Source organism: Variovorax sp. PDC80 (assembly GCF_900115375.1).
GTDB lineage: Bacteria > Pseudomonadota > Gammaproteobacteria > Burkholderiales > Burkholderiaceae_C > Variovorax.
This window is the reverse complement of sequence record NZ_FOWG01000022.1, coordinates 46,728-69,350: the sequence shown is the minus strand read 5'-3', so window position 1 is coordinate 69,350 and position 22,623 is coordinate 46,728. Positions and strand designations below refer to the sequence as shown.

General features: G+C 68.5%; 22 protein-coding genes. 12 read left to right on the top strand and 10 right to left on the bottom strand.

All coding sequences use genetic code 11. The annotated features are described in order from the left end of the window. The 7 genes from BM109_RS39075 to BM109_RS39045 all read right to left on the bottom strand — a co-directional run. On the bottom strand, positions 1-360 hold a 360-nt coding region (locus BM109_RS39075), incomplete at its 3' end, for an ATP-binding cassette domain-containing protein (protein ID WP_143129338.1). Further along, entirely contained in the window at positions 357-1,427 is a 1,071-nt protein-coding gene (locus BM109_RS39070; RefSeq protein WP_093355490.1) for an ABC transporter ATP-binding protein, read from the bottom strand. The genes BM109_RS39075 and BM109_RS39070, both read right to left, overlap by 4 nt. A gap of 18 nt (positions 1,428-1,445) precedes the next feature. After that, a complete protein-coding gene (locus tag BM109_RS39065) occupies positions 1,446-2,357 on the bottom strand; it encodes an ABC transporter permease (RefSeq protein ID WP_093355487.1) in 912 nt (303 codons plus the stop codon). A gap of 72 nt (positions 2,358-2,429) precedes the next feature. Next, positions 2,430-4,013: an ABC transporter substrate-binding protein gene (locus BM109_RS39060; RefSeq protein WP_093355484.1), complete on the bottom strand. Its 1,584-nt coding sequence runs from the start codon at positions 4,011-4,013 to the stop codon at positions 2,430-2,432. 32 nt (positions 4,014-4,045) lie between these two features. Then, complete coding sequence (locus BM109_RS39055; RefSeq protein WP_256223084.1) at positions 4,046-5,356, bottom strand: M20 aminoacylase family protein; 1,311 nt, start codon at positions 5,354-5,356, stop codon at positions 4,046-4,048. A gap of 1 nt (position 5,357) precedes the next feature. Next, complete coding sequence (locus BM109_RS39050) at positions 5,358-6,338, bottom strand: ABC transporter permease (RefSeq protein WP_093355481.1); 981 nt, start codon at positions 6,336-6,338, stop codon at positions 5,358-5,360. Positions 6,339-6,560: 222 nt separating this feature from the next. Next, positions 6,561-7,841 (bottom strand): porin, encoded by a 1,281-nt coding sequence (locus BM109_RS39045; protein ID WP_093355478.1) that lies wholly within the window; start codon positions 7,839-7,841, stop codon positions 6,561-6,563. 280 nt (positions 7,842-8,121) lie between these two features. Here BM109_RS39045 and coq7 point away from each other — a divergent pair, with 280 nt between their 5' ends. Further along, on the top strand, positions 8,122-8,751 hold the full coding sequence (coq7, locus tag BM109_RS39040) for a 2-polyprenyl-3-methyl-6-methoxy-1,4-benzoquinone monooxygenase (RefSeq protein ID WP_093355475.1): 630 nt from the start codon (positions 8,122-8,124) through the stop codon (positions 8,749-8,751). Between the two features lie 12 nt (positions 8,752-8,763). Here coq7 and BM109_RS39035 read toward each other — a convergent pair whose 3' ends face one another. Further along, positions 8,764-9,213, bottom strand: coding sequence for an OsmC family protein (locus tag BM109_RS39035; RefSeq protein WP_057594099.1), 450 nt, complete (start codon positions 9,211-9,213; stop codon positions 8,764-8,766). A 276-nt stretch (positions 9,214-9,489) separates the two neighbouring features. On the opposite strand from BM109_RS39035, the gene BM109_RS39030 reads away from it, so the two are divergent. Continuing rightward, positions 9,490-10,779, top strand: coding sequence for a porin (locus tag BM109_RS39030; protein WP_093355473.1), 1,290 nt, complete (start codon positions 9,490-9,492; stop codon positions 10,777-10,779). A 205-nt stretch (positions 10,780-10,984) separates the two neighbouring features. Here the strand turns inward: BM109_RS39030 and BM109_RS39025 are convergent, their stop codons facing one another. Next, positions 10,985-12,115: a hypothetical protein gene (locus BM109_RS39025; protein WP_093355470.1), complete on the bottom strand. Its 1,131-nt coding sequence runs from the start codon at positions 12,113-12,115 to the stop codon at positions 10,985-10,987. Between the two features lie 70 nt (positions 12,116-12,185). Between BM109_RS39025 and ilvA the strand changes: the two genes are divergently transcribed. Next, a complete protein-coding gene (gene ilvA / locus BM109_RS39020; protein WP_093355467.1) occupies positions 12,186-13,778 on the top strand; it encodes a threonine ammonia-lyase, biosynthetic in 1,593 nt (530 codons plus the stop codon). Positions 13,779-13,879: 101 nt separating this feature from the next. Here ilvA and BM109_RS39015 read toward each other — a convergent pair whose 3' ends face one another. Continuing rightward, the gene (locus tag BM109_RS39015; protein WP_093355464.1) at positions 13,880-14,503 is read right to left on the bottom strand and encodes a type II secretion system protein N; all 624 of its coding nucleotides are present in this window, start codon (positions 14,501-14,503) and stop codon (positions 13,880-13,882) included. 50 nt (positions 14,504-14,553) lie between these two features. Here BM109_RS39015 and gspG point away from each other — a divergent pair, with 50 nt between their 5' ends. The 9 genes from gspG to gspD all read left to right on the top strand — a co-directional run bounded on the left by gspG (position 14,554) and on the right by gspD (position 22,615). Next, on the top strand, positions 14,554-14,994 hold the full coding sequence (gene gspG / locus BM109_RS39010) for a type II secretion system major pseudopilin GspG (protein ID WP_093355462.1): 441 nt from the start codon (positions 14,554-14,556) through the stop codon (positions 14,992-14,994). Beyond that, a complete protein-coding gene (locus tag BM109_RS39005; protein WP_093355460.1) occupies positions 14,969-15,445 on the top strand; it encodes a prepilin-type N-terminal cleavage/methylation domain-containing protein in 477 nt (158 codons plus the stop codon). Before gspG ends, BM109_RS39005 begins: the two co-directional genes overlap by 26 nt. After that, complete coding sequence (gene gspI / locus BM109_RS39000) at positions 15,442-15,834, top strand: type II secretion system minor pseudopilin GspI (RefSeq protein ID WP_093355458.1); 393 nt, start codon at positions 15,442-15,444, stop codon at positions 15,832-15,834. Before BM109_RS39005 ends, gspI begins: the two co-directional genes overlap by 4 nt. After that, a complete protein-coding gene (locus BM109_RS38995; protein WP_093355455.1) occupies positions 15,834-16,544 on the top strand; it encodes a PulJ/GspJ family protein in 711 nt (236 codons plus the stop codon). Before gspI ends, BM109_RS38995 begins: the two co-directional genes overlap by 1 nt. Further along, complete coding sequence (gspK, locus tag BM109_RS38990) at positions 16,541-17,536, top strand: type II secretion system minor pseudopilin GspK (RefSeq protein ID WP_093355453.1); 996 nt, start codon at positions 16,541-16,543, stop codon at positions 17,534-17,536. Before BM109_RS38995 ends, gspK begins: the two co-directional genes overlap by 4 nt. A gap of 128 nt (positions 17,537-17,664) precedes the next feature. Next, on the top strand, positions 17,665-18,876 hold the full coding sequence (gspL, locus tag BM109_RS38985; protein WP_093355451.1) for a type II secretion system protein GspL: 1,212 nt from the start codon (positions 17,665-17,667) through the stop codon (positions 18,874-18,876). Then, positions 18,873-19,445, top strand: coding sequence for a type II secretion system protein GspM (gene gspM, locus BM109_RS38980; RefSeq protein WP_093355449.1), 573 nt, complete (start codon positions 18,873-18,875; stop codon positions 19,443-19,445). Before gspL ends, gspM begins: the two co-directional genes overlap by 4 nt. A 28-nt stretch (positions 19,446-19,473) precedes the next feature. Then, a complete protein-coding gene (gene gspN / locus BM109_RS38975; RefSeq protein ID WP_093355447.1) occupies positions 19,474-20,274 on the top strand; it encodes a type II secretion system protein N in 801 nt (266 codons plus the stop codon). Between the two features lie 7 nt (positions 20,275-20,281). Beyond that, the gene (gene gspD / locus BM109_RS38970; RefSeq protein WP_093355445.1) at positions 20,282-22,615 is read left to right on the top strand and encodes a type II secretion system secretin GspD; all 2,334 of its coding nucleotides are present in this window, start codon (positions 20,282-20,284) and stop codon (positions 22,613-22,615) included. The last annotated feature ends 8 nt before the right edge of the window (positions 22,616-22,623 follow it).

The following is a 22,623-nucleotide window of genomic DNA, read 5'->3' as shown; positions in this document are numbered from 1 at the left end:
GTAGGGGTCCTGGAAGATCATCTGGATGCGGCGGCGCAGCTTGCGGCCCTCGGCGGTCTTGAAGGCCGCGTGCGCGTCCTGGCCGTCGAACTGCAGCCCGCCGCGCGTGGGCGCGTACAGGCCCACGAGCAGGCGCGCGACCGTGCTCTTGCCGCAGCCCGATTCGCCGACCAGCGCGAGCGTCTTGCCGCGCTCGATCGAGAAGCTCACGCCATCGACCGCATGCAGCAGCACGCGCGGCTTGCGCTCGAGCACGCGGTTGAGCCAGGGCGGCGAGACGTCGAAGGTGCGTGCGAGGTCGTGGGCCACCACGAGCGGCTCGCCGCCGGTGGCCTTGCCGGGTTCGATCACGGCGCTCATCGCGTCACCTCCACGATCGGTTCGGCCGCCTCGGGCGTGGCGCGTTCGCCGGCCGCGAGCGCGTCGTGATGCTTCGCCGCGATCTCGGCCTGGCCGGTGTGCGGATCGGTCGCGTCGTGCAGCCAGCAGGCGGCACGCGTGGCGCCCGCGTGCATCAGTTCTGGCCGCTCCTCGAGGCAGCGCGCGAAGGTGCGCGGGCAGCGCGGGTTGTAGGCGCAGCCCTTGGGGATCGCATTGAGCCGCGGCATCGCGCCGTCGATCTGGTTCAGGCGCTCGCGGTCGCTCGCCATGTCGGGAATCGAAGCCATCAGGCCCGCGGTGTAGGGATGCGCCGCCTGGTGGATGACCTCGTGCACCGGGCCGATCTCGGCGATGCGGCCCGCATACATCACGGCCACGCGGTCGCAGGTCTCGGCGATCACGCCCATGTCGTGCGTGATCAGCATCACGGCCGCGCCGCGGTCCTTGCAGATGCGCTTGAGCAACTGGATGATCTGCGCCTGGATCGACACGTCGAGCGCGGTGGTCGGCTCGTCGGCCACGATCAGCTTGGGCTCGGCCGCGAGCGCGAGCGCGATCACCACGCGCTGGCGCATGCCGCCCGAGAACTGGTGCGGGAAATGGTCGATGCGCTGCTCGGCGGCGGGAATGCCGGTGTCCTGCAGCAGGCCGATGGCGCGCTTGCGCGCTTCCGATTCGGTCACGGGCAGGTGGGTGCGGATGGTTTCGATGAGCTGCCGGCCCACCGTGTAGAGCGGGTTCAGCGAGGTCAGCGGGTCCTGAAAGATCGCGCCGATCTTGCGGCCGCGGATCGGCCGCATGGCATCGAAGCCGAGGTTGTCGATGCGCTGGCCCTCGAGCAGGATCTGGCCGCCGGCCACGCGGCCCGGCGGCTCGAGCAGGCCGATGATCGAGGCGCCGGTGAGCGACTTGCCGGCACCCGATTCGCCGACCACGCCGAGGATCTCGCCGGGCGCGATGTCGAAGGAGATGTCGTCGAGCGCGCGCAGCGTGCCGCGGCGGTTCGGAAATTCGACGACGAGGTTCTTGACCTGGAGCAGTGTCATGGCGTGTCTCCCGCTTCTTCAGCGCAGCCGCGGGTTGAGCGCATCGCGCAGCCAGTCGCCCAGCAGGTTCACGCTGAGTGCGATCAGCACCAGCATCGCGCCGGGGAACACGGTGATCCACCATTCGCCCGAGAACAGGTACTGGTTGCCGATGCTGATGAGCGTGCCCAGCGAGGGCGAGGTCGGCGGCACGCCGACGCCGAGGAAGGACAGCGTGGCCTCGGTGATGATCGCGGTCGCGACCTGGATCGTGGCCAGCACCATCACCGGCCCGAGCACGTTGGGCAGTACGTGGCGCAGCATGATGCGGATCGGCGCGACGCCGGTGACGCGCGCGGCCTGCACGTACTCCTTGCTGCGCTCCACCAGCGTGGAGCCGCGCACGGTGCGCGCGTACTGCACCCAGCCGGTCAGCGAGATGGAGATGATGAGCACGCCGAAGGCCAGCGAGTCGTTGGCATGCGGGAACAGCGCGCGGCCCACGCCGGCGATCAGCAGCGCGACCAGGATCGGCGGGAACGACAGCATCACGTCGCACAGGCGCATGAGGAAGGTGTCGAGCCAGCCGCCGAAGAAGCCGGCCAAGAGGCCCAGCACGACGCCGACGAAGACCGACAGCACCACCGACACCACGCCGACGATCAGCGAGATGCGTGCGCCATAGATCACGGCCGAGAGGATGTCGCGGCCCTGGTCGTCGGTGCCCAGCAGGTATTTGGCCGAACCGTCGGTGGTCCAGGCCGGCGGCAGGCGCGCATCGCCGAGTTCGAGCGATGCGAGATCGAAGGGGTTGTGCGGCGACACCCAGCCGGCGAAGGCCGCGCAGAACAGGCAGGTCAGCGCGATCAGCGCCGCGACGATCGCCACCGGCGAGGTGCGGAAGCTGTAGCCGACATCGCTGTCGAACCAGCGGGCTATGGTTTTTTTCATCGTGGAAGCAAAAGGAATGGGCCCGCAAGAAGCGGGCCCATGGTCAGGCCGCAAGAGCAGCGAAGGGCCCCATCAGGGCTTGACGCTCATCCACTTGAAATACATGAAGTTATCGGCCAGTTGCACCAGCTCGACCTTCTTGCTCACGCCCCAGGCCAGCGACTGCTGATGCAGCGGCAGCGTGCCGACGTCGTCCGCATGGATCTTGAAGGCTTCCTTGATCAGCTCGTTGCGCTTGGCCTTGTCGCTCTCGGACTGGATCTTCTTCGTGACCTCGTCGAGCTTGGGATTGCAATAGGCGCCCAGGTTGAACTGGCCCGTGCCCTTGTCGTCGGGGCAGGAGGTCAGCGAGCTCAGCGCGTTGTGCGAGTCGTAGGTGGTCGGGGTCCAGCCCAGCATGTAGAAGCTGGTGTCGCGGCGCAGGATCTTCGGGAAGTAGGTGCCCTTGGTCTCGGCCACGAGGTTGATCTTGACGCCGATCTTCGCGAGGTTGGCGGCCACGCTCTGGCAGATCTGGCCGTCGTTGACGTAGCGGTCGTTCGGGCAGTTGAGCGAGACCTCGAAGCCGTTCGGATAGCCGGCCTCGGTCAGCAGCTTCTTGGCGGCCTCGACGTCGAAGGGCAGGCGCTTGTCCTGCTCGGCGGTCCAGCCGTTGATGCCGGGGCCGACCAGCAGGCCGGTGGGCCGCGAGGCGCCGCGCATCACGGTGCGCTGGATGCCGGCGATGTCGATGGCCTGGTAGAAGGCCTGGCGAACGCGCTTGTCCTTGAACGGGTTCTTGCCCTTGATGTTCGAGTACTGCAGCTCGTCGCGCTTCTGGTCCATGCCCAGGAAGATGGTGCGCAGCTCGGGGCCGGTGATGACGCGCGCGTTGGGCGCGGCGTTGATGCGTGCGATGTCCTGCACGGGCACCGGCTCCATCACGTCGACCTCGCCCGAGACCAGCGCGGCCACGCGGGTGGCGGGGTTGGCGATCGGCGTGAAGACGATCTCCTGCGCGTTGCCTTCGATCTTGCCCCAGTAGGTGCCGTTGCGCGTGAACACGGTACGCACGTTCGGCTGGCGTTCGCGCACGCGGAACGGGCCGGTGCCGTTGGCCTTGAACGAGGCGGTGTTCTCGATGCCCTTGCGGCGGTCGACCGGCTTGGTGGCCTGGTTCTCCTCGCACCACTTCTTGCTCATGATCATCGTCAGCGAGATCACGTCGGGCAGGATCGGGAACGGGCCGTTGGTCTCGATCTCGACGGCGAGCTCGCCGACCTTGCGCACGGCCTTGATCTCGCTGAGCGTGGCCTTCATGTCGGAGCCGTCGCCCTGCGCGCGCGCGAAGCTGAACACCACGTCGTCGGCGGTGAACGGCGTGCCGTCGTGGAACACCACGCCCTTGCGCAGCTCGAAGCGCCAGACATCGGGCGAGGTCTGTTTCCAGCTGGTGGCCAGGAGCGGCGCGAGGCTCAGGTCCTTGTTGCGGCCCACGAGGGTTTCGTAGACGTTCGCCGTCACGCTGAGCTGCAGCGATTCGTTGAGCGAGTGCGGATCGAGCGACAGCGCGTCGCCCTGGTTGGCGATGCGGATGGTCTGCGCGCCGGCGACCATGCTGACGGCGCCCAGGGCGCACACGACCGCGGCCGCGGCCACATTTCTTCTGAGACTCATGGGAAACACTCCTCGGGTTGGGATCAAAACAATCAAGGCGCCGCGGTGGCGGCAGCTCTCTCCGGCTGCCCGCCGCGGGTCGCGGCGAGCGGCATGCCCTGCTCGATCAGGCCGGCGTGCAACGCGGCGCCGAGCGGCAGGATCTCATCGTTGAAATCGTAGCGGCTGTTGTGCAGGAAGGCGCCGCGGCGCGCGTCCTGGCCGATGCGCAGGTAGGCGCCGGCCTTCTTCTGCAGCATGAAGGAGAAGTCCTCGGCGCCCATGCTGGGCTCCATGTTGCGGTCGACGTTGGAGGCGCCGACCAGCGACTCGGCCACGTCGGCCGCGAACATGGCCTCGGGCGTGGTGTTGATGGTGGCCGGGTAGATGCGCTCGTACTTGATGCTGGCGGTGGCACCGAAGCCCGCGGCGATCGAAGTGCACAGCTCGCCCAGGCGCTGCTCGACCTGCGCCTGCACGCGCGCGCTGAAGGTGCGCACGGTGCCGACCAGCGTGGCCTCGCCGGGCACCACGCTCATCGCGCCGAGGTCGCCGGCCTGCATCGCGCAGATGCTGACGACGGCGGCGTCGATGGGCCGCACGTTGCGCGACACGATGGTCTGCGCGGCCGTGATGATGTGGGCGGCGGCGATCACCGGATCGACCGTGAGGTAGGCATGCGCGCCATGGCCGCCCTTGCCCTTGATCTCGATCGTGATGCGGTCGGCCGCGGCCATCATCGCGCCGCGGTTGATGCCGACCGTGCCGGCCGGCATCGCGGGCCAGTTGTGCATGGCATAGACCGACTGCACCGGGAAGCGGTCGAACAGGCCGTCCTCGATCATCACGCGCGCACCGGCGTAGCCTTCTTCGCCGGGCTGGAAGATCAGTACCGCGGTGCCGTCGAAGTTGCGCGTTTCGGCGAGGTAGCGTGCCGCGCCCACGAGCATGGCCGTGTGGCCGTCGTGGCCGCAGCCGTGCATCAGGCCCTCGGTGGCGGAGCGCCAGCCGAAGTCGTTGTCCTCGCGCATCGGCAGCGCATCCATGTCGGCGCGCAGGCCGATCATGCGGCCGCTGGCGGTGGAGCGGCCGCGGATCACGCCGACCAGGCCGGTCTTGCCGATGCCCTCGTGGATCTCGTCGACACCGCAGGCGCGCAGCGCCTCGCGCACGCGGCCCGAGGTGTAGACCTCCTCGAAGCCGAGTTCGGGATGCGCGTGCAGGTCGCGCCGGAAGGCCTCGATCTCGGGATAGAAGCTCGCGATGTGGGCGAAGGCGCGGCCGTTGGCCTGCAGGCGCGCGGCGGGCGCGGGAGGCGGCGCGGGTGCGGGTCGCGTTGCGCTCGTCTTCGAGGTGGCGCTCATGTCAGTGTCCTCCCGCCTTGCCGATGCGCAGCCGCGGATCGACCACGAAATACAGCAGGTCCACGATGAGGTTGATGGTGACGAAGATCAGCGCGATCAGGCACAGGTAGGCGGCCATCACGGGGATGTCGGCGAAGGTCACGGCCTGGATGAACAGCAGGCCCATGCCGGGCCACTGGAACACCGACTCGGTGATGATCGCGAAGGCGATGAGGCCGCCGAGCTGCAGGCCGGTGATGGTCATCACGGGCACCAGCGTGTTCTTGAGCGCGTGGCCGAAATGGATGGCCCGGTTCGACAGGCCGCGTGCGCGCGCGAACTTGATGTAGTCGGTGCGCAGCACCTCGAGCATCTCGGCGCGCACCAGCCGCATGATCAGCGTGAGCTGGAAGATCGCGAGCGTGATCGCCGGCAGCACGATGTGCATCCAGCCGTCGGACTTGAGCAGGCCGGTGGACCACCAGCCGAGCTGCACGGTGTCGCCGCGGCCGAAGCTCGGGAACCAGCCGAGCGTGACGGCGAAGACCAGGATCAGCAGGATGCCGATCAGGAAGGTGGGCAGCGACACGCCAAGCAGCGAGACGGTCATGAAGACCTGGCTCATGAAGGTACCGCGGCGCAGCGCGGTGTACACGCCCATCGGGATGCCGACCAGCAACGCGAGCAGCGCGGCAACCAGGGCCAGCTCGAGCGTGGCCGGGAAGCGCTCGCCGATCAGGCGCGAGACCTTGGCGCCCTGACGCAGGCTCAGGCCGAATTCGCCCTGCGCGGCATTCACCAGGAAATGCCAGAACTGCACGAAGAAGGGACGGTCGAGCCCCAGCGCGGAGCGCATTTCGCGGATCTGCTCGGGTCGGGCGTCCTGGCCCAGCAGGAACACGACCGGGTCACCCACGTATTGGAAGAGAAGGAAGGCAATGAACGCGACCGCGACCATCACGATCACGGCCTGGATCAGGCGGCGCAGTACGAAGGCAATCATTCAGTTCTGAAAAAGAGCAGGCATGCTAGCAGTGCAAACTGCGTGCCCGCACGGGGGTTCCCCCGGGGTGCACGCGCTTGGTGCGCGTACTCTTTCGAGAGCGGCGCGAGGGTAACTCGACGGGCCCAATGCCGATGGAAAGCCCATGAAAAAAAGCCGCTCGACTTGCGTCGAGCGGCTTCTTGATCTTTCGATTCGAAGCTGGCTTGCGCCAGCGTCAAATTAGAAAGCGTGACGGATACCGAAGTCGTAGCCGGTAGCGCTCTTGGGAGCGTACGTTTGGCCAGCGATCGTGCCGTAGCCAGGCGAGCCACCGGTGGTGATGCCCATGATGCTGTTGTTCTGACCGTTCTTGATGCTGATGCGCGACAGCGTAGCGTACAGAGCCGTACGCTTCGACAGGTTGTGCACGTAGCCCACAGCGAACTGGCTGGCGCGAGCGCTGCCGTCGTTGTAGAAGTTCAGCGGAACCAGAGCGCTGTCAGGCTTGAACTTGACTTGCGAGTACGAAGCGCGGATCAGGCCAGGACCGACGGGGACCGTCGCGCCGAGCAGAACGCCGTTGTACTTGTCCGACAGGCCTTGGGTGTAGATGAACGGCAGGCCCAGCAGCGTCAGCGACTGGCTGCGGTCATACGCATCCTTGACTTGCGAGATTTCGCCGAACAGCTTGACCGGACCGAAGTCGTACGAAGCGCCCAGGTTGAAGGTCTTCAGCTGGTCCTTCGAGTAGCCCGAAGCCAGGCCAGGCAGAGGAGCGCCGTCCTTGGTGTCGATGCCGTAGGCAGCAGCGACGTCCAGGGGACCGTTGGCGTAGCCGAAGCGGCCGCCGACGTAACGACCGCGCTTGCTCGGGCTGTTCAGGACTTCGTCCGACTTGACGTTCTCATGCAGAGCGTACTGGAACTGACCGTAGAAACCGCCCAGGTTCGGGGGCAGGAAGTAGGCGATCGCGTTGCTGGTACGGACATAGCTGTCCGAGCCGGCTGCACCGTTCGGTGCGCCACCGTGGACCGAAGCCAGGTTCACGTTGGTACGGAAGATCGCGCTGGAGCCCACGCCGTTGGTGCCGAAGGGGTCGAACACGGTGTCGTTCCAGAACGTGGCGGTGTAGTCACGACCCAGACGAATTTCACCGAAACCACCCGACAGGCTCACGGTCGAGCGGCGAGCGAAGTTGGAGATACCACCCTTGCCGTCGTCGTTCGTGATCGGGGCTTCGAGCCAGAAGCTGGCTGCCAGGCCACCACCGAGGTCTTCCGTACCACGGAAGCCGATGCGGCTGGAGTTGTAGCCCGAGTTCGACAGGGCGGTCTGGCTGCGCTTCAGCGAGCCGGGAACGCCGAACGGGGGGATCGCGAACGGGTTGGCGACGATCAGATTGCTCTTGGTCGAATAGCCGCTGACTGCAGCGTCAACCACGCCGAACAGCGTCACGGACGATTGAGCCGAGGCAACACCGGCAACAGCCAGGGCAGCCAGAGCAACTAGAGATTTTTTCATTGCAAGTTTCTCCAAGGTTAAACATAGGGCTCCGGCGCGAAGGGCTCACCGTGACTGGCACTTCTGTGCTCCCACCGGACCCCGGGCCAACCTCCTTTTGGGAAGTTGTCGCTATTGCACCAGAGCCGCTGCGGCAGGGCAAAACAATTCAGCCGAAATCTCCTACCCCCGCCGCGTTTCGTTGCAGTGATGCAACAGAGGGCTTAGGGTCTTTTGATCTCACGATATGAAACAAACTCACCAGAATCGGTGCTTTGGCAAGTTGCGTTCCAATCCCTTCATGACGACTTCGCTCGACCCCCTGCTGACCGCCGCCGATTCCGCGCTCCGGACGCTCTTCGCCCGTCCGCATGCCACCCGCGCCACCCCCGTCTCGAGCCAGGCGCCGGGGGAATTGAGCGATGTGGAGCGACGGGAAGCCGGTGCGCTGATGCGCGTCAACCATGTCGGGGAAGTCTGCGCGCAGGCGCTCTATACGGCGCAGGCCGCTGTGGCGCGCGACCCCGTGCTGCGCGCGCAGTTGCTCGAGGCGGCACACGAGGAAACGGACCACCTGGCCTGGACGCGCGAGCGCCTGGACGCGCTCGGCGCGCGGCCTTCGGTACTCAATCCGCTCTGGTACGCGGGTGCCTTCGGCCTGGGACTGGTCGCCGGACGGCTCGGTGACCCGCTGAGCCTGGGCTTCGTGGCGGAAACCGAGCGCCAGGTCGAGGCGCACCTCGACAGTCACCTGGACCGGCTGCCGGCAGCGGACAGCGCCTCGCGCGCCGTGGTCGAACAGATGAAGGCCGACGAGGCCCGGCATGCCGAGAATGCCGTGGCGGCGGGTGCCGCGGAGCTGCCACCGCCCGCCAAGGCCCTGATGCGCGTCGCCTCACGGGTGATGACGACCGTGGCGCACCGGATCTGACCCCGGGAAGGATCAGGCTTCGATCAGATCGAAGCTGGTCGTGATCTCGGCGGTCTTGGCCAGCATGATGCTGGCGGAGCAGTAGGTCTCATGGCTGAGAGCGATCGCTCGCTCCACCGCGGAGGCCGGAATTCCCTTGCCGGCCACCGTGAAGTGCATGTGGATCTTGGTAAACACCTTGGGATCCTTCTCGGCCCGCTCGCTGGTCAGCTTGACGCTGCAGCGCTCGACCTGGTGGCGGCCGCGCTTGAGGATCAGCACCACGTCGTAGGCCGTGCAGCCGCCGGTGCCGGCCAGCACCGTTTCCATGGGGCGCGCCGCCAGGTTCTGGCCGCCGTTCTCGGGTTTCGCCGCGTCGGGCGCACCGTCCATCATCAGGACGTGGCCACTGCCCGTCTCGGCCACGAATCCCATGGACGAGCGCGCACCCGCATTGCCGGTCCAACTTACAGTGCATTCCATCTTTTTCTGAACTCCGGTTCCGGATGTCTGGCAAAAATCACACCCGACATCGTTATCTGTGTGGGAAAAGCATCACTCGCTTGTTGCATCGCAACAAACAACCGATATACTTTATTTCATTGCGCACCCCGGTGCGTGCAAGTTGTCTCCTCCACCCTTCCAATTGGTGGATTTAGCCCCGAGCCGCAAGGCTTGGGGCTTTTTTCTTGGCGGCGCCGGCCACTCTAGTCATCCGAGGCCGGCCACTCTAGCCAACCGCCTCGAAGGGCAGCTGCTCTGGCTGCCCTGGCTGTTGCCGGTGTTGCCTCGGCCCAGTCTTCCGTCACGTTGTTCGGTGTGGTCGATGCCGCAATCAGCAACTATTCGACGAAGAGCACCTACTACAGCGCACTCCCCAACCCCTTCCTGGTGGCCCCGACGGGGGTGAAGCAAAGCCAGACGGCGCTGACGAACTCGGGCTACAACTCCAGCCGCATCGGCTTTCGCGGCACCGAGGACCTCGGCGGCGGCCTGGCCGCCAGCTTCTGGCTCGAGGCTCCCATCAGCAACGATGATGGCGCCAAGGGCATCTCCGATTTCAGCCGCCGTTCGACGGTGAGCCTGTCGGGTGGCTTCGGTGAAGTCCGCCTCGGCCGCGACTACACCCCCACGTTCTGGAACGACACCGTGTTCGATCCGTTCGGCACCAATGGCGTTGGCACCAACCTCTTCGCCACGATCAACAGCAACCTGTCGACGGCCGTCGGCCCGGGTTCTCCCGTGAGCAAGACCGACAACTACTACCGCGCCAGCAACAGCATCGGCTACTTCCTGCCCCCGAACCTGGGCGGCTTCTACGGCCAGGTCCAGTACGCACTGCACGAGAACGTGAAGTCGAGCGGCCTGCCCGAAAGCCCGTCGACCAAGGGTCGCTACGTCGGTGGTCGCTTCGGCTACGCCAACGGCCCGATCGACGTGGCTGCCGCCTATGGGCAGAGCACCGCGGCCGACAGCGTGACCCTCAGCAACCTGTCGCTCATCACCGGCTCGCAGGATCGCAAGATCAGCACCTTCAACCTCGGCGCTTCGTACGACTTCGGTCCGGTCAAGCTCTTCGGCGAGATGTCCCGCGTGAAGGACAAGAACGAAACGGGCGCGAGCTCGAGCTTCGTGAATCCCCTCACGCTGCAGTCGGTCCCCTACTTCGCCACCACCTCGCAGAGCGACAAGTACAACGGCTACCTGCTGGGCGTGACGGTGCCGGTCGGCCCGGGCCTGATTCGCGCTTCGTACTCGACCGTCAAGTTCAAGAACGGCGCACCGCTCAGCGTCACGGAAGCGCTCTTCGGCGGCAACCGCGATGCTTCGGCGAACAAGCTCGCGATCGGCTACGTGCACAACCTGTCGAAGCGCACGGCGCTGTACGCCACGGTGGCTCGCATCCGCATCAAGGACGGCCAGAACAACCCCGGCGTGATGGGCGCAACCGCGGGCGGTTCCCCGGCTTACCTGGATGCCACCAAGAACATCGGCTGGGCTCCGCGCACGGCCACCGGCTACGACATCGGCATCCGCCACGCGTTCTAAGCTGACCTGAAAGAAGCCGATTCCGATGCTGGCTCTCGCCAGATCGAATCCTTCTCATGCCAAGCCGCCCGGTTCGCGCCGGGCGGCTTTTTGGTCGTATGTGCCGAGCGTTCCGTCGACGCTCTTCCTCTTCCCGAACCCACCCTTCCCGCGCCTGCGGCACCGGCCTCGAGCCTCGAGGACCGGCGCGTTCATTGCAGCCCTCTTACACCGTGCGCCCCCGACGGCTTTGCAGCAGCCCCACATTCATCTCCCCATTGAGCACCGACGCATAGAAGCGCTCGACCATGTTGACGCTCGTGCGTGCATTGCGCGCCAGGGTCAGCATGTCGATCCCCTGGCCATACAGCAAACGCAACGTGATGGCGGTATGGCGCAGGCAATAGAGCGTGCGGTCCTGCCCCAGCGGCCCCTTCTCGATGCCCTCGACCTCGAGCACCCAGTGAAAGAGGAAGTTGAGCACCGCGAGCGCGTGCTCGCGGTTCTTGAGCTGCGGCAGGAAGATGTAGTCGTCCGCGCCATCGAAGCCGTGCCGCGCACGATGGGCAACCAACCGTTCGTAGACACGCACCGCGGGCTGCAGGCTCACGATGGGCTGGCTGTGGCGCTTCGTCTCCGGCAGGTTCATGCGCAGGTAGACATGCTTCGCGCGCACGACCTCGATGTGCTTGTGCTTCATGAGCTTGATGTCGCTCGGCCGCACGAAGGTGTTGACCATCCAGCGGATCAGCCACGGCATCTCGTCGGGCATCACCAGCAGTTCGCGCGCGATCCAGAAGCGTTCGCCGGGCGCGAGTGCATCGAGCACGGGATGCGACCGTCCGCGCAGCCTGCGCGCCGTCGCGATCAGCGCGCGGTACTCGGCCACGCTGAAGCTGCCGCGCGGCCGGCTGCGCACCTTCACCTTCGGAAACAGCGGCGCTTCGCGCAGCACGCCGATGTGCACGCCATGCATCACGACCTTGCGCAGCAGCACGAGGTACTGCGCGATGGTCGTGCTCGTGAAGCCCTCGTCGCCGAGCCGATCGATGAGCCGCTGCGCATCGCGCGTGGTGAAGGCCTGCGCGGGCAAATCCCCCAGCAATGGAAGGACATGCGCGCGCAATCTGTTGCCCATCACCTGCCAGGTGGGCCGTCCTATCTCCCCACGTTGAACGCGCGCCGCCTCGGCGCGCATCAACTTTTTGGAAAGATCACTGACAGAAATTGATAACAGATTCTGTCCGTCTTTGAACTTTTCGGCGGCCGGTTGGACTGCGGGATAGGTGCGTCCAAAAAAAACGGAATCATTGGCGGCAGGCGCGTTGGGAAAGAGAGTTATGACATTTGTGTCCATGTCGTCTCCCGTATGCAATCCCGATGCCTCTTATCATTCGTTGTTAACAAAATTCTCCCCAGGAACAATCGTGCGCCATGCACCCCCGTCGGCACTGACACCTGCTGACTATCTCCGAAAAATTCTCAACGCCCGCGTGTACGACGTGGCGGTCGAATCGGCCCTCGAAAAAGCGCGCGCACTCAGCGAGCGTCTGGGCAACACCGTGCTGCTCAAGCGCGAGGATCAGCAGCCCGTCTTCAGCTTCAAATTGCGCGGGGCGTACAACAAGATGGCGCACCTGAGCGCCGAGCAACTCGCGAACGGCGTGATCTGCGCATCGGCGGGCAACCATGCGCAAGGCGTGGCGCTCGGCGCGCGCAAGCTCGGCGCGCGTGCGGTGGTGGTGATGCCCGTGACCACGCCCAAGCTCAAGATCGATGCGGTGCGCGGCTTCGGCGGCGAGGTCGTGCTGCATGGCGACAGCTATTCCGATGCCTACACGCGTGCGCTCGAACTGCAGGCCGAACAGAAGCTGACCTTCGTCCATCCCTTCGACGATCCCGAAGTGATCGCGGGCCAGGGCACGATCGCGATGGAGATCCTGCGGCAGCACCAGGGCCGGCTCGATGCGGTCTTCGTCGCGATCGGCGGCGGCGGCCTCATCTCGGGCGTGGCCAACTACATCAAGGCCGTGCGTCCCGAGATCAAGGTGATCGGCGTGCAGATGAACGACTCCGACGCGATGATGCGATCGGTCGCGGCGCGCGAGCGCGTGACGCTCACCGACGTGGGCCTGTTCGCCGACGGCACCGCGGTCAAGCTGGTGGGCGAGGAAACCTTCCGCGTCGCGAGCGACCTCGTCGACGACTACGTCCTGGTCGACACCGACGCGGTCTGCGCCGCGATCAAGGACGTGTTCGTCGACACGCGCAGCATCGTCGAGCCCTCGGGCGCGCTGGCGGTGGCGGCGATCAAGCAGTACGTCGCGCAACATGGCCGCCACGGCGAAACCTACGCGGCCATTCTCAGCGGCGCGAACATGAACTTCGACCGCCTGCGCTTCGTGGCCGAACGCGCGGAAGTCGGCGAGGAACGCGAAGCGCTGTTCGCGGTCACGATCCCCGAGGAGCGCGGCAGCTTCCGCCGGCTGTGCGAGCTGGTCGGCCAGATGCCGATCGGCGACGCCGACACGAACGCGGCCTCACCGGGCGGCGGATTGCGCAACGTGACCGAGTTCAACTACCGCATCAGCGACGCGGCGCAGGCCCATGTCTTCGTCGGCCTCACGACCTCGACGCGCGGCGAATCGGCGGTCATCGCCAAGGCCTTCGGCGAGCACGGCTTCGACGCGCTCGACCTCACGCACGACGAGCTCGCCAAGGAGCATCTGCGCCACCTGGTGGGCGGGCGCACCGGCCTCGCGCACGACGAGCGACTGCTGCGCTTCATCTTCCCCGAGCGCCCCGGCGCGCTGCTCAAGTTCCTGAGCCTGATGCGGCCGAACTGGAACATCAGCCTGTTCCACTACCGCAACCAGGGTGCGGATTACGGCCGCATCCTGGTCGGCCTGCAGGTGCCCGCCGGCGACGGCGAGGCCTTCGATGCCTTCCTCGAGACGCTGGGCTATCCCTACGTGGAAGAAACCGCGAACCCCGCGTACCGCCTGTTCCTCCAGGCCTGATCCGAAGGCCCGAAGGCGCCACGGCGGCGCCTCACCCAAAAAAAGAAAACCGGCGCGATGCCGGTTTTTTTCTTCCTGCCGAACGCGCGACGGCGCGAAGGCTACTGCGCGGTCGCCCCGCCCTGCCCGGGCTGCGGCATCGGCGCCCCGCCATCCGGCTGCAGCGCGCTGGCGGCGGGCGCCATCGCAGGCATGGTCGCGGGCAGGCCCCCGACATTCGTCGGCGCCTGCATCACGGGCGCCGTGCCGATCGGCGGCGGCACGCTCACGTTGATCGGCGCCTTCACCGGCAGTTGCAAGGTGAAGGCGGCCGGCGCGTCCATCCGCGTGCCCAGCGTCGCCGAGCGCAGCCCGACCGACTGCAGCACATAGCCTTCGCCGACGCGCGCCCCCACGCGGAAGGGCCGGGGCGGCTTGCCGTCGACGGCGATCAGCGCCGCGCCCTGGCTCGAGGGGTCGGCCACCACGCCCGCGAGCGCGAAGCGGCTGGCCGCCTCGGGCGCCACCGGCGCATTGCTCGAGGCCGGCAGCACGCCGAAGATCCGCGCCACCGCGTCGGTGTCGGCGGCCGCGGCGGGCCGGCCGGCGGCGGCCGCGGCCGCCACGGTCTGCACCGGCGAAGCCAGCCGCAGCCCCCAGAACACGGCCGCGCCGGCCGCGAGCGCCCACAGGCCTGTGGTTGCGAGGGGCGCATGCCAGCGCGCGGCGGTATAGGGACTTGTCATGGCCGCGGATTATCATGCAGCGCGCTTTCCGAACCATGTCACCGAAATCCATGACCAAACTCCTTCGCGCCGCCACCCGTTCCGCCCAGCGCGGCTTCACGCTGATCGAGCTGATGGTGGTGCTCGTCATCATCGGCGTGCTGGCCGCGCTGATCGTGCCGAACGTGATCGAACGGGCCGATGACGCCCGTGTGACGGCGGCCAAGACCGACATCAACAACCTGATGCAGGCCCTCAAGCTCTACCGCCTCGACAACCAGCGCTATCCCACGGGCGAGCAGGGCCTGCAGGCGCTGCTGGTGCGCCCGACCACCGGCCCGGCCGCGCCCAACTGGAAGCCCTACGTCGAAAAGCTCCCGAACGACCCCTGGGGTCATCCCTACCAGTACATGAACCCGGGCATCAAGGGCGAAATCGACGTGCTCTCGCTCGGCGCCGATGGCCAGGCCGGCGGCGAGGGCAAGAATGCCGACATCGGCAGCTGGCAATAGCCGGGGCGGCCGCCAGGCTGCCGGCTTCACGCTGATCGAACTGATCGTGGTGATCGCGATCATCGCGATCGCGACGGCCGGCGTGAGCTTCGCGATGCGCGACAGCGGCCAGGCCCGGCTCGACCGCGAAGCCGACCGCCTCGCCGCGCTGCTCGAATCGGCCCGCGCCCAGTCGCGCGCCAGCGGCATCGCGGTGCGCTGGCGCCTGGTCGAGGGCGGCAGCTTCGTGTTCGACGGCCTGCCGCCCGGCACGCTGCCCAATGGCTGGGCCTCGCAGGGCATGACGGCGCAGGCCTTCTTCGCCAACGGCATTCCGGTCGCGACGCTGCTGCTCGGCCCCGATCCGATCATCGCGCCCCAGCAGGTGCTGCTGTCCTCCGACGGCCCGCCCGCGCGCACCCTGCGCATCGCGACCGACGGCCTGCGTCCCTTCTCGGTCAGCAATCCATGAGGCAGCGCGCCCCCCGCGCCGCGGCCGCCGCGCGGCGCCGTCGCGGCTTCACGCTGATCGAGGTGCTGATCGCACTCGGCATCGTCGCGCTCGCGCTGGCCGCGGGCTCCGAGGCGACGATGGCGCTCACGCGCAACGCGCAGCGCCAGTCCGACCTGCTGCTGGCCGACCTGTGCGCCGAGAACGAACTGGCCAAGGCCCGGCTCGCGCGCCAGATGCCGGGCGTGGGCATTTCGGGCTCCATCTGTGCCCAGGCCGGCACGAGCTTCAACGTGACGACCACTGTCTCCCCCACGCTGAACCCCAACTTCAACCGCATCGACGTGCAGGTGCGCGACACGGTCGATGCGCCGATCCTGCGCCTGTCGACGGTGGTGGGGCGCTACTGATGGACCGCACGCCTTTCCGCGCCCGGCCCGCGCGCGGCTTCACGCTGATCGAGCTGCTGGTCGCGCTCGCCGTGATGGCGCTGCTCGCGCTGGTCAGCTGGCGCGGGCTCGACGGCATGTCGCGCGCCACCACGCAGAACCAGCTGCGCGCCGACGCGGTGCTCACGCTGCAGACCACGCTGGCGCAATGGAGCGCCGACCTCGACGCGGTGGTCGCGCTCGCGCAGACCCGCCCGATCGACTGGGACGGCCGCGTGCTGCGCCTCACGCGCAGCGGCGGCGACGCCGCCAACCCCAGCGTGCTGGTGGTGGCCTGGACGCTGCGCGCCGGCCCCGACGGCGTGCGCTGGCGCCGCTGGCAATCGCCGCCCTTCAGCACGCGCGGCGCCTGGCAGCAGGCCTGGACCCAGGCCGCCTCGTGGGCGCAGGAGAACGGCGGTGCGCAGGGCAGCTACGGCGGCCCCAACGGCTTCAGCGACACGGTGCTGATCCCGGTGCAGAACTGGCAGCTCTACTACTTCCGCAACGACGTCTGGGTGCCCGCGGGCGAGCTGCAGGCCACGCCGGCCAATCCGCAGGCCCCGATCGGCTCGATCGTCAGCATGCCCGACGGCGTGCGGCTGGTGCTCACCCTGCCGCCGGGCGACGGCCTCTCGGGCACGCTCACGCGCGACTGGGTGCGGCCCACCGTGGGATCGCAACGCTCATGACGCCACGCCACCGCTATCGCCATCGACAGGCCGGCGCCGCGCTGCTGGCCGCGATGCTCACCGTGACGCTGGTCGCCACCTTCGCCGCCGCCGCGCTGTGGCAGCAGTGGCGCGCGTCCGAGGTCGAATCGGCCGAGCGCGCGCGCGTGCAGGCGGCCTGGGTGCTGGTCGGCGCGCTCGACTGGTCGCGCCTGATCCTGCGCGAGGACGGCCGCGCCGGCGGCTCCGACAACCTGGCCGAGCCCTGGGCCGTGCCGCTCGAGGAAGCGCGGCTCACCAGCTTCTTGGCGGCCGACAAGAACGTCTCGAGCGACCAGCTCGAGGGCCTGCCCGATGCCTTCCTCTCGGGCCGAATCGTCGATGCGCAGTCCAAGCTCAACGTGCTGACGCTGGTGAATGCGAACAAGCCGGTGCCGGCGGCGGTCGCCGCCTTCACCAAGCTGTTCGGGCTGCTGAACCTGCCGGGCGCGGAGCTCAATGCGATGACCGCCTCGCTGGCGCGCACGCTGGGCACCACCACCGATGCCTCCGCCGGCGCGCCGGCCGACGATGGCGCCAGCGCGCCGCTGATGCCGCAGGAGGTGTCGCAGCTCGTGTGGCTCGGCCTCTCGCCCTCGACCGCGGCGGCGCTCGAGCCCTACGTCACGGTGCTGCCGATCCGCACGCCGATCAACGTCAACACCGCCAGTGCCGAAGTCCTCGCCGCCAGCCTGCCCCGGCTCACCATCGCCGATGCGCGCCAGCTCGTGGAGCGGCGCACGCGCTCGTACTTCAAGGACATCGCGGCCGCCAATGCCGGCCTGCCCGACGGCATCCTGTTCAACGCCGAGCAGCACAGCGTCGGCACGCAATTCTTCGAGGTCTATGGCCGCCTGCGCATCGACCGCACCTGGGTCGACGAGCGTTCGCTGCTGCAGCGCGACGGCGTCACCGTCAAGACCATCTGGCGCACGCGTGGCACCGGCGCCACCTACACCTCGGTCAAACCCTGAGGTCCGTTACATTTTTCCGAGCATAAAAGCCTTCCAACGCCCGTCATATCTGTCAGGTACGCTATGAAAAACGTAGTGCGCCTTTGTAAGACGCCCACCTACAATCACCGGCTTTTCCCCACACCCCCATGACCCCGCTGCTGCTCATCGCTCCCCTGCCTCCGGCCGACGCCGCGGGCGAGTACGACTGGGCCCAGGCCGGCGACGACGGCATCGTGCTGCGCGACCATGGCCGCGCACTGCTCGCGCTGCTGCCCTCGGGCAGCGAGGTCACGCTCGGCGTGCCGTCGACCGCGCTCTCGTGGCACCGCGTCACGCTGCCCAAGGGCAGCATGGGCAGCGCCTCCAAGCTGCGCGCCGTGCTCGACGGCCTGCTCGAGGAACACCTGCTCGACGACCCCGAGGCGCTGCACTTCGCGCTCGAACCCGAGGCGCGCGCCGGCGATCCGGTGTGGGTCGCGGCCTGCAACCGCATCTGGCTGCGCTCGGTGGTGCAGGCGCTCGAGGCCAGCGGCCGGCGCGTCACCCGCATCGTTCCCGAGTTCGCGCCGCAGCCGGCCGACGGCCCGCCGCAGTTGCTGATCACCGGCGAGCCCGAGGCCCCGCAACTCACGGTCTGCGACGCCGACGGCGTGGTCTCGCTGCCGCTCGCGGGCGCCGGCCTGGCGCTCTCGGCCGGCCTGCCGGCCGACACCGCCGTGATCTCGGCCGAACCGGCCGTGGCCGCGGCGGCCGAGCGGCTGCTCGAGCAGCGCGTGCCGATCGTGCAGGCGCCGCAGCGCTGGCTGCAGGCCGCGCGCTCGCGCTGGGAGCTCGCGCAGTTCGACCTCGCGGTCACGGGCCGCGCGCGCGCCGGCAAGAAATTCGCCTCCGTGGTTCAGACCCTGCGCTACGCGCCCGAATGGCGCGCCGCGCGCTGGGGCGCGGTGGTGCTGGTGCTCACGCAGCTGATCGGCCTCAACGCCTGGGCCTGGAAGGAGCGCAGCGCGCTCGAGGCCAAGCGCGAAGCCGTCAAGGGCGTGCTCACGCAGACCTTCCCCACCGTCAAGCTGGTGGTCGACGCGCCGCTGCAGATGCAGCGCGAAGTCGCCGCGCTGCAGCTCGCCGTGGGCGACGTGGCCAGCGGCGACTTCGAACCCATGCTCGGCGCGCTCGCCGGCAACCTGCCGCTCGGCCGCGTGCCGAGCGCCATCGACTACGTGGCCGGCCAGTTGCGGCTGCGCGGCCTCGGGCTGCAGCCCTCCGAGGTCTCGCAGCTCACGTCCGCGATGGCGCCGCGCGGCTACGGCGTGCGCACCGAAGGCGATCTGCTGCTGGTACAGGCCGAGGCCACCCGATGAAATTCACCGAAGAACTCAAGGCCCGCTGGGCCGTCCTCGCGATGCGCGAGCGCCGCATGGTGATCGCCGCCGTCTCGCTGGTGGCGCTGGCCCTGCTGTGGTGGATCGCGCTCGCACCTGCACTGCGCACGCTCTGGGCCGCGCCGGCCGAGCACGCGAAGCTCGATGCGCAGCTGCAGCAGATGGCCACCCTGCAGAACCGCGCCAAGGCGCTGCAGTCGCAACCGCGGCTGGCGCGCGACGACGCGCTGCGCGCGCTCGAGACCTCGGTGCGCCAGGGCATCGGCGCCAGCGGCCAGCTGATGACCGGTGGCGGCGGCTCCGGCGACGTCGCCACCGTCACGCTGCGCCCCACCGCCGCCGATGCGCTCGCGCAATGGCTCGCGCAGGCGCGCGGCAATGCCCACGCGGTGCCGCGCGAAGCGCACCTCACGCGCGCGGTCGCCGCCACCCCGCCACCGACCCTGGGCACCGGCGCGGCGCAGGCCGCCGCGCGCGACAAGGCCTCCGAGCCGCCGCAGATCCGCTGGGAGGGCACCCTGGTCATGACGCTGCCGGCCGCGCGATGAGCCGCCCCCTCCACCGGTGCACCCGGCCATGGTGACGCGCGCCCCGCTGTCTTCCCCCAAGCCGCGCCGCGGCTGGCGCTGGGCGGTGCTCGGCATCGTCGTCGGCGCGCTGGTCGCGCTGGTGCTGTTCGCGCCCGCGCGCTGGCTCGCGGCCGGCCTCTCGAGCTGGAGCGAGGGCCGCCTGCTGCTGGTCAATCCGCGCGGCACGGTCTGGAACGGCGCCGCGGCCGTGGTGTTCGCGAGCGGCGCGGGCGGCGGCGAAGCCGTCTCGCTGCCCGGCACGCTCAACTGGCGCCTGCGCCCGGGCTGGGGCGGCGTGTCGGCCTCGCTCGACCTGCCCTGCTGCGCCGCCCAGCCGCTCGAGCTGCGCGCCGGCCCGCGCGCCGGCGGCGTGCAGATCGACTGGGGCGACGGCCGCTCGCGCTGGCCCGCCACCATGCTCAGCGGCCTCGGCGCGCCCTGGAACACGCTCAAGCTCGAAGGCACGCTCGACCTCTCGACGCGCGCCTTCTCGCTGCGCACCGACGGCCCGGTGCTGCGCATCGCGGGCCAGGCCACGCTCGACGCCACCGACGTTTCCTCCAGCCTCTCGACCCTGCGGCCGATGGGCAGCTACCGCCTCGCGCTCGAGGGCGGCAACCGCCCCTCGCTGCTGCTGAGCACGCGCCAGGGCAGCCTCGAGCTCAACGGCAGCGGCAGCTGGAACGGCACCGCATTCCGCTTCAACGGCGAGGCCAGTGCCGCGCCGGGCAGCGAAGACGCTCTCTCCAACTTGTTGAACATCATCGGGCGGCGCGACAACGCGCGCTCGATCATCACCCTGGGTTGACCTGACCATGACGACGCCCCTGTCCTCCTTCCCCCGCGCCTCCCGTGGCCTGGTCGCGCATGCGGTCCGGCTGCTGATCGCCGCCACCTTCCTGCAGGCCGCGCCGCTCGCGCTCGTGCCCGCCTTCGCGCAGGGCGAAGCGCCGCGCCGCGGCGAGCCGATCACGCTGAACTTCGCCAACGCCGACATCGAGGCCGTGGCGCGCACCATGGCGGTGGTCACGGGACGCGACGTGGTGGTCGATCCGCGCGTGAAGGGCACGATGAACCTCGTGACCGACCGCGCGATCCCGCCCTCGGCCGCCTTCAACCAGTTCGCCTCCGCGCTGCGGCTGCAGGGCTTCGCGGTGGTCGAGGCCGACGGCCTCTACAAGATCGTGCCCGAGGCCGACGCCAAGCTGCAGACCAGCACCGTCACCACCACCACGGGCGGCACCGCCTCGGTCGCGGGCAACCAGATCATCACGCAGATCTTCCGCCTCAACTACGAGTCGCCGAACAACCTGCTGCCGGTGCTGCGCCCGCTGATCCCGCCGAACAACACCATCAACGTGAACCCGGGCAACAACTCGCTCGTGATCACCGACTACGCCGAGAACATGCGCCGCCTCGCGCGCATCATCGCGGCGCTCGACGTGCCCAACGCCTCCGACATCGACGTGATCCCGCTCAAGCACTCGATCGCCACCGACATGGTGCCGCTGATCCAGCGCCTGGTCGACGGCGGCGGCGCCACCGGCCAGCCCGGCGCGGCCGCGGCCGGCGGCGGCACCGATGCCTCGTTCCGCACCACGCTGATGGCCGATCCGCGCAGCAACGCGCTGATCCTGCGCGCGGCCAATCCGGCGCGCGCGGCGCTGGTGCGCACGCTGGTCGACAAGCTCGACCGCCCCGCCATCGACAGCAGCAATGGCGCGGCCGGCAACATCTACGTGGTCTACCTGAAGAACGCCGACGCGGTGCGGCTCGCGGCCACGCTGCGCGCGGCCATGGCGGCGGCGCAGACCAACAACCAGGGCCAGCCCGGCGCGGCCGGCGGTGCCGCCGGCGCGGCCGCCGCGCAGTCGCAGCCCAACCTGTCGGCCGCGATGCCGGTCAACTTCGGCAACAGCAACTCGCAGGGCGGCAGTTCCCCGCAGGCGAGCGCGCCGCTGAACAACGCCAACCAGCCCTCCACCGGCGGCCAGATCCAGGCCGACCCGTCGACCAACTCGCTGATCATCACCGCGCCCGAGCCGCAGTACCGCCAGATGCGCGCCGTGATCGACAAGCTCGACGGCCGCCGTGCCCAGGTCATGATCGAGGCGCTGGTCGTCGAAGTGAACGCGACCAAGGCCGCGCAGTTCGGCGTGCAATGGCAGAGCGCGCTCGGCAACAACGCGGTGCTCGGCACCAACTCGAGCCTGACCGGCACCAACCTGCTGGCGCTCACAACGGCGATCGCCACGCGCAACCCGCAGGGCATCTCGCTGCCGCAGGGCTTCAACATCGGCATCGGCGGCAAGATCGGCGGCCACTACGTGCTGGGCGCCATCGCCAACTTCTTCGCCAGCGACAACGACACCAACGTGCTGTCCACGCCGAACCTGCTGACGCTGGACAACGAGGAAGCCAAGATCGTGATCGGCCAGAACGTGCCCTTCCCGACCGGTTCCTACTCGAACCCCACCACCGGCGGCCTCAACCCCTTCACCACCGTCGAACGCAAGGACGTCGGCCTCACGCTGCGCGTGCGCCCGACCATCAACGAGAACGGCACGGTGAAGATGACGATCTTCCAGGAGATCTCGACCGTGCTGCCCGGCAGCCAGACCGACCCGAACGGCCCCACCACCAACAAGCGCTCGCTCGAATCGAGCGTGCTGGTGGAAGACGGCGGCCTCGTCATGCTGGGCGGCCTGCTGTCCGACAACTACGGCAACAAGATCGAGAAGGTGCCGCTGGCCGGCGACATCCCGGTCGTGGGCAACCTGTTCAAGAACGAGACCCGCTCGCGCGAGAAGAACAACCTGATGATGTTCCTGCGCCCGGTCGTGATGCGCGACGCCGCCTCCACCGAGGCCTTCGCCTTCGATCGTTACGACCAGATCCGCGCGCTGCAGGTCCAGGCCCAGCCCGATACCGGCAACCCGATGCTCAACAAGGTCGATGCCGCGCCGATCCTGCCCGACACGCCGCTGACGCGCGCGCCGCGCGCTCCCTCGGGCAGCCTGCGCGAGGAAGGCACGCAGCTGATCCCGCCGCCGATCCCCGCGCCCGACAACCGCAAGCTGCCGGCCAGCCCGTTGCGCGGCGCCCTGCCCCCCACCGCCGACCCGGCCACGCAGCGCGAAATGCCCTGAGGCCCGAA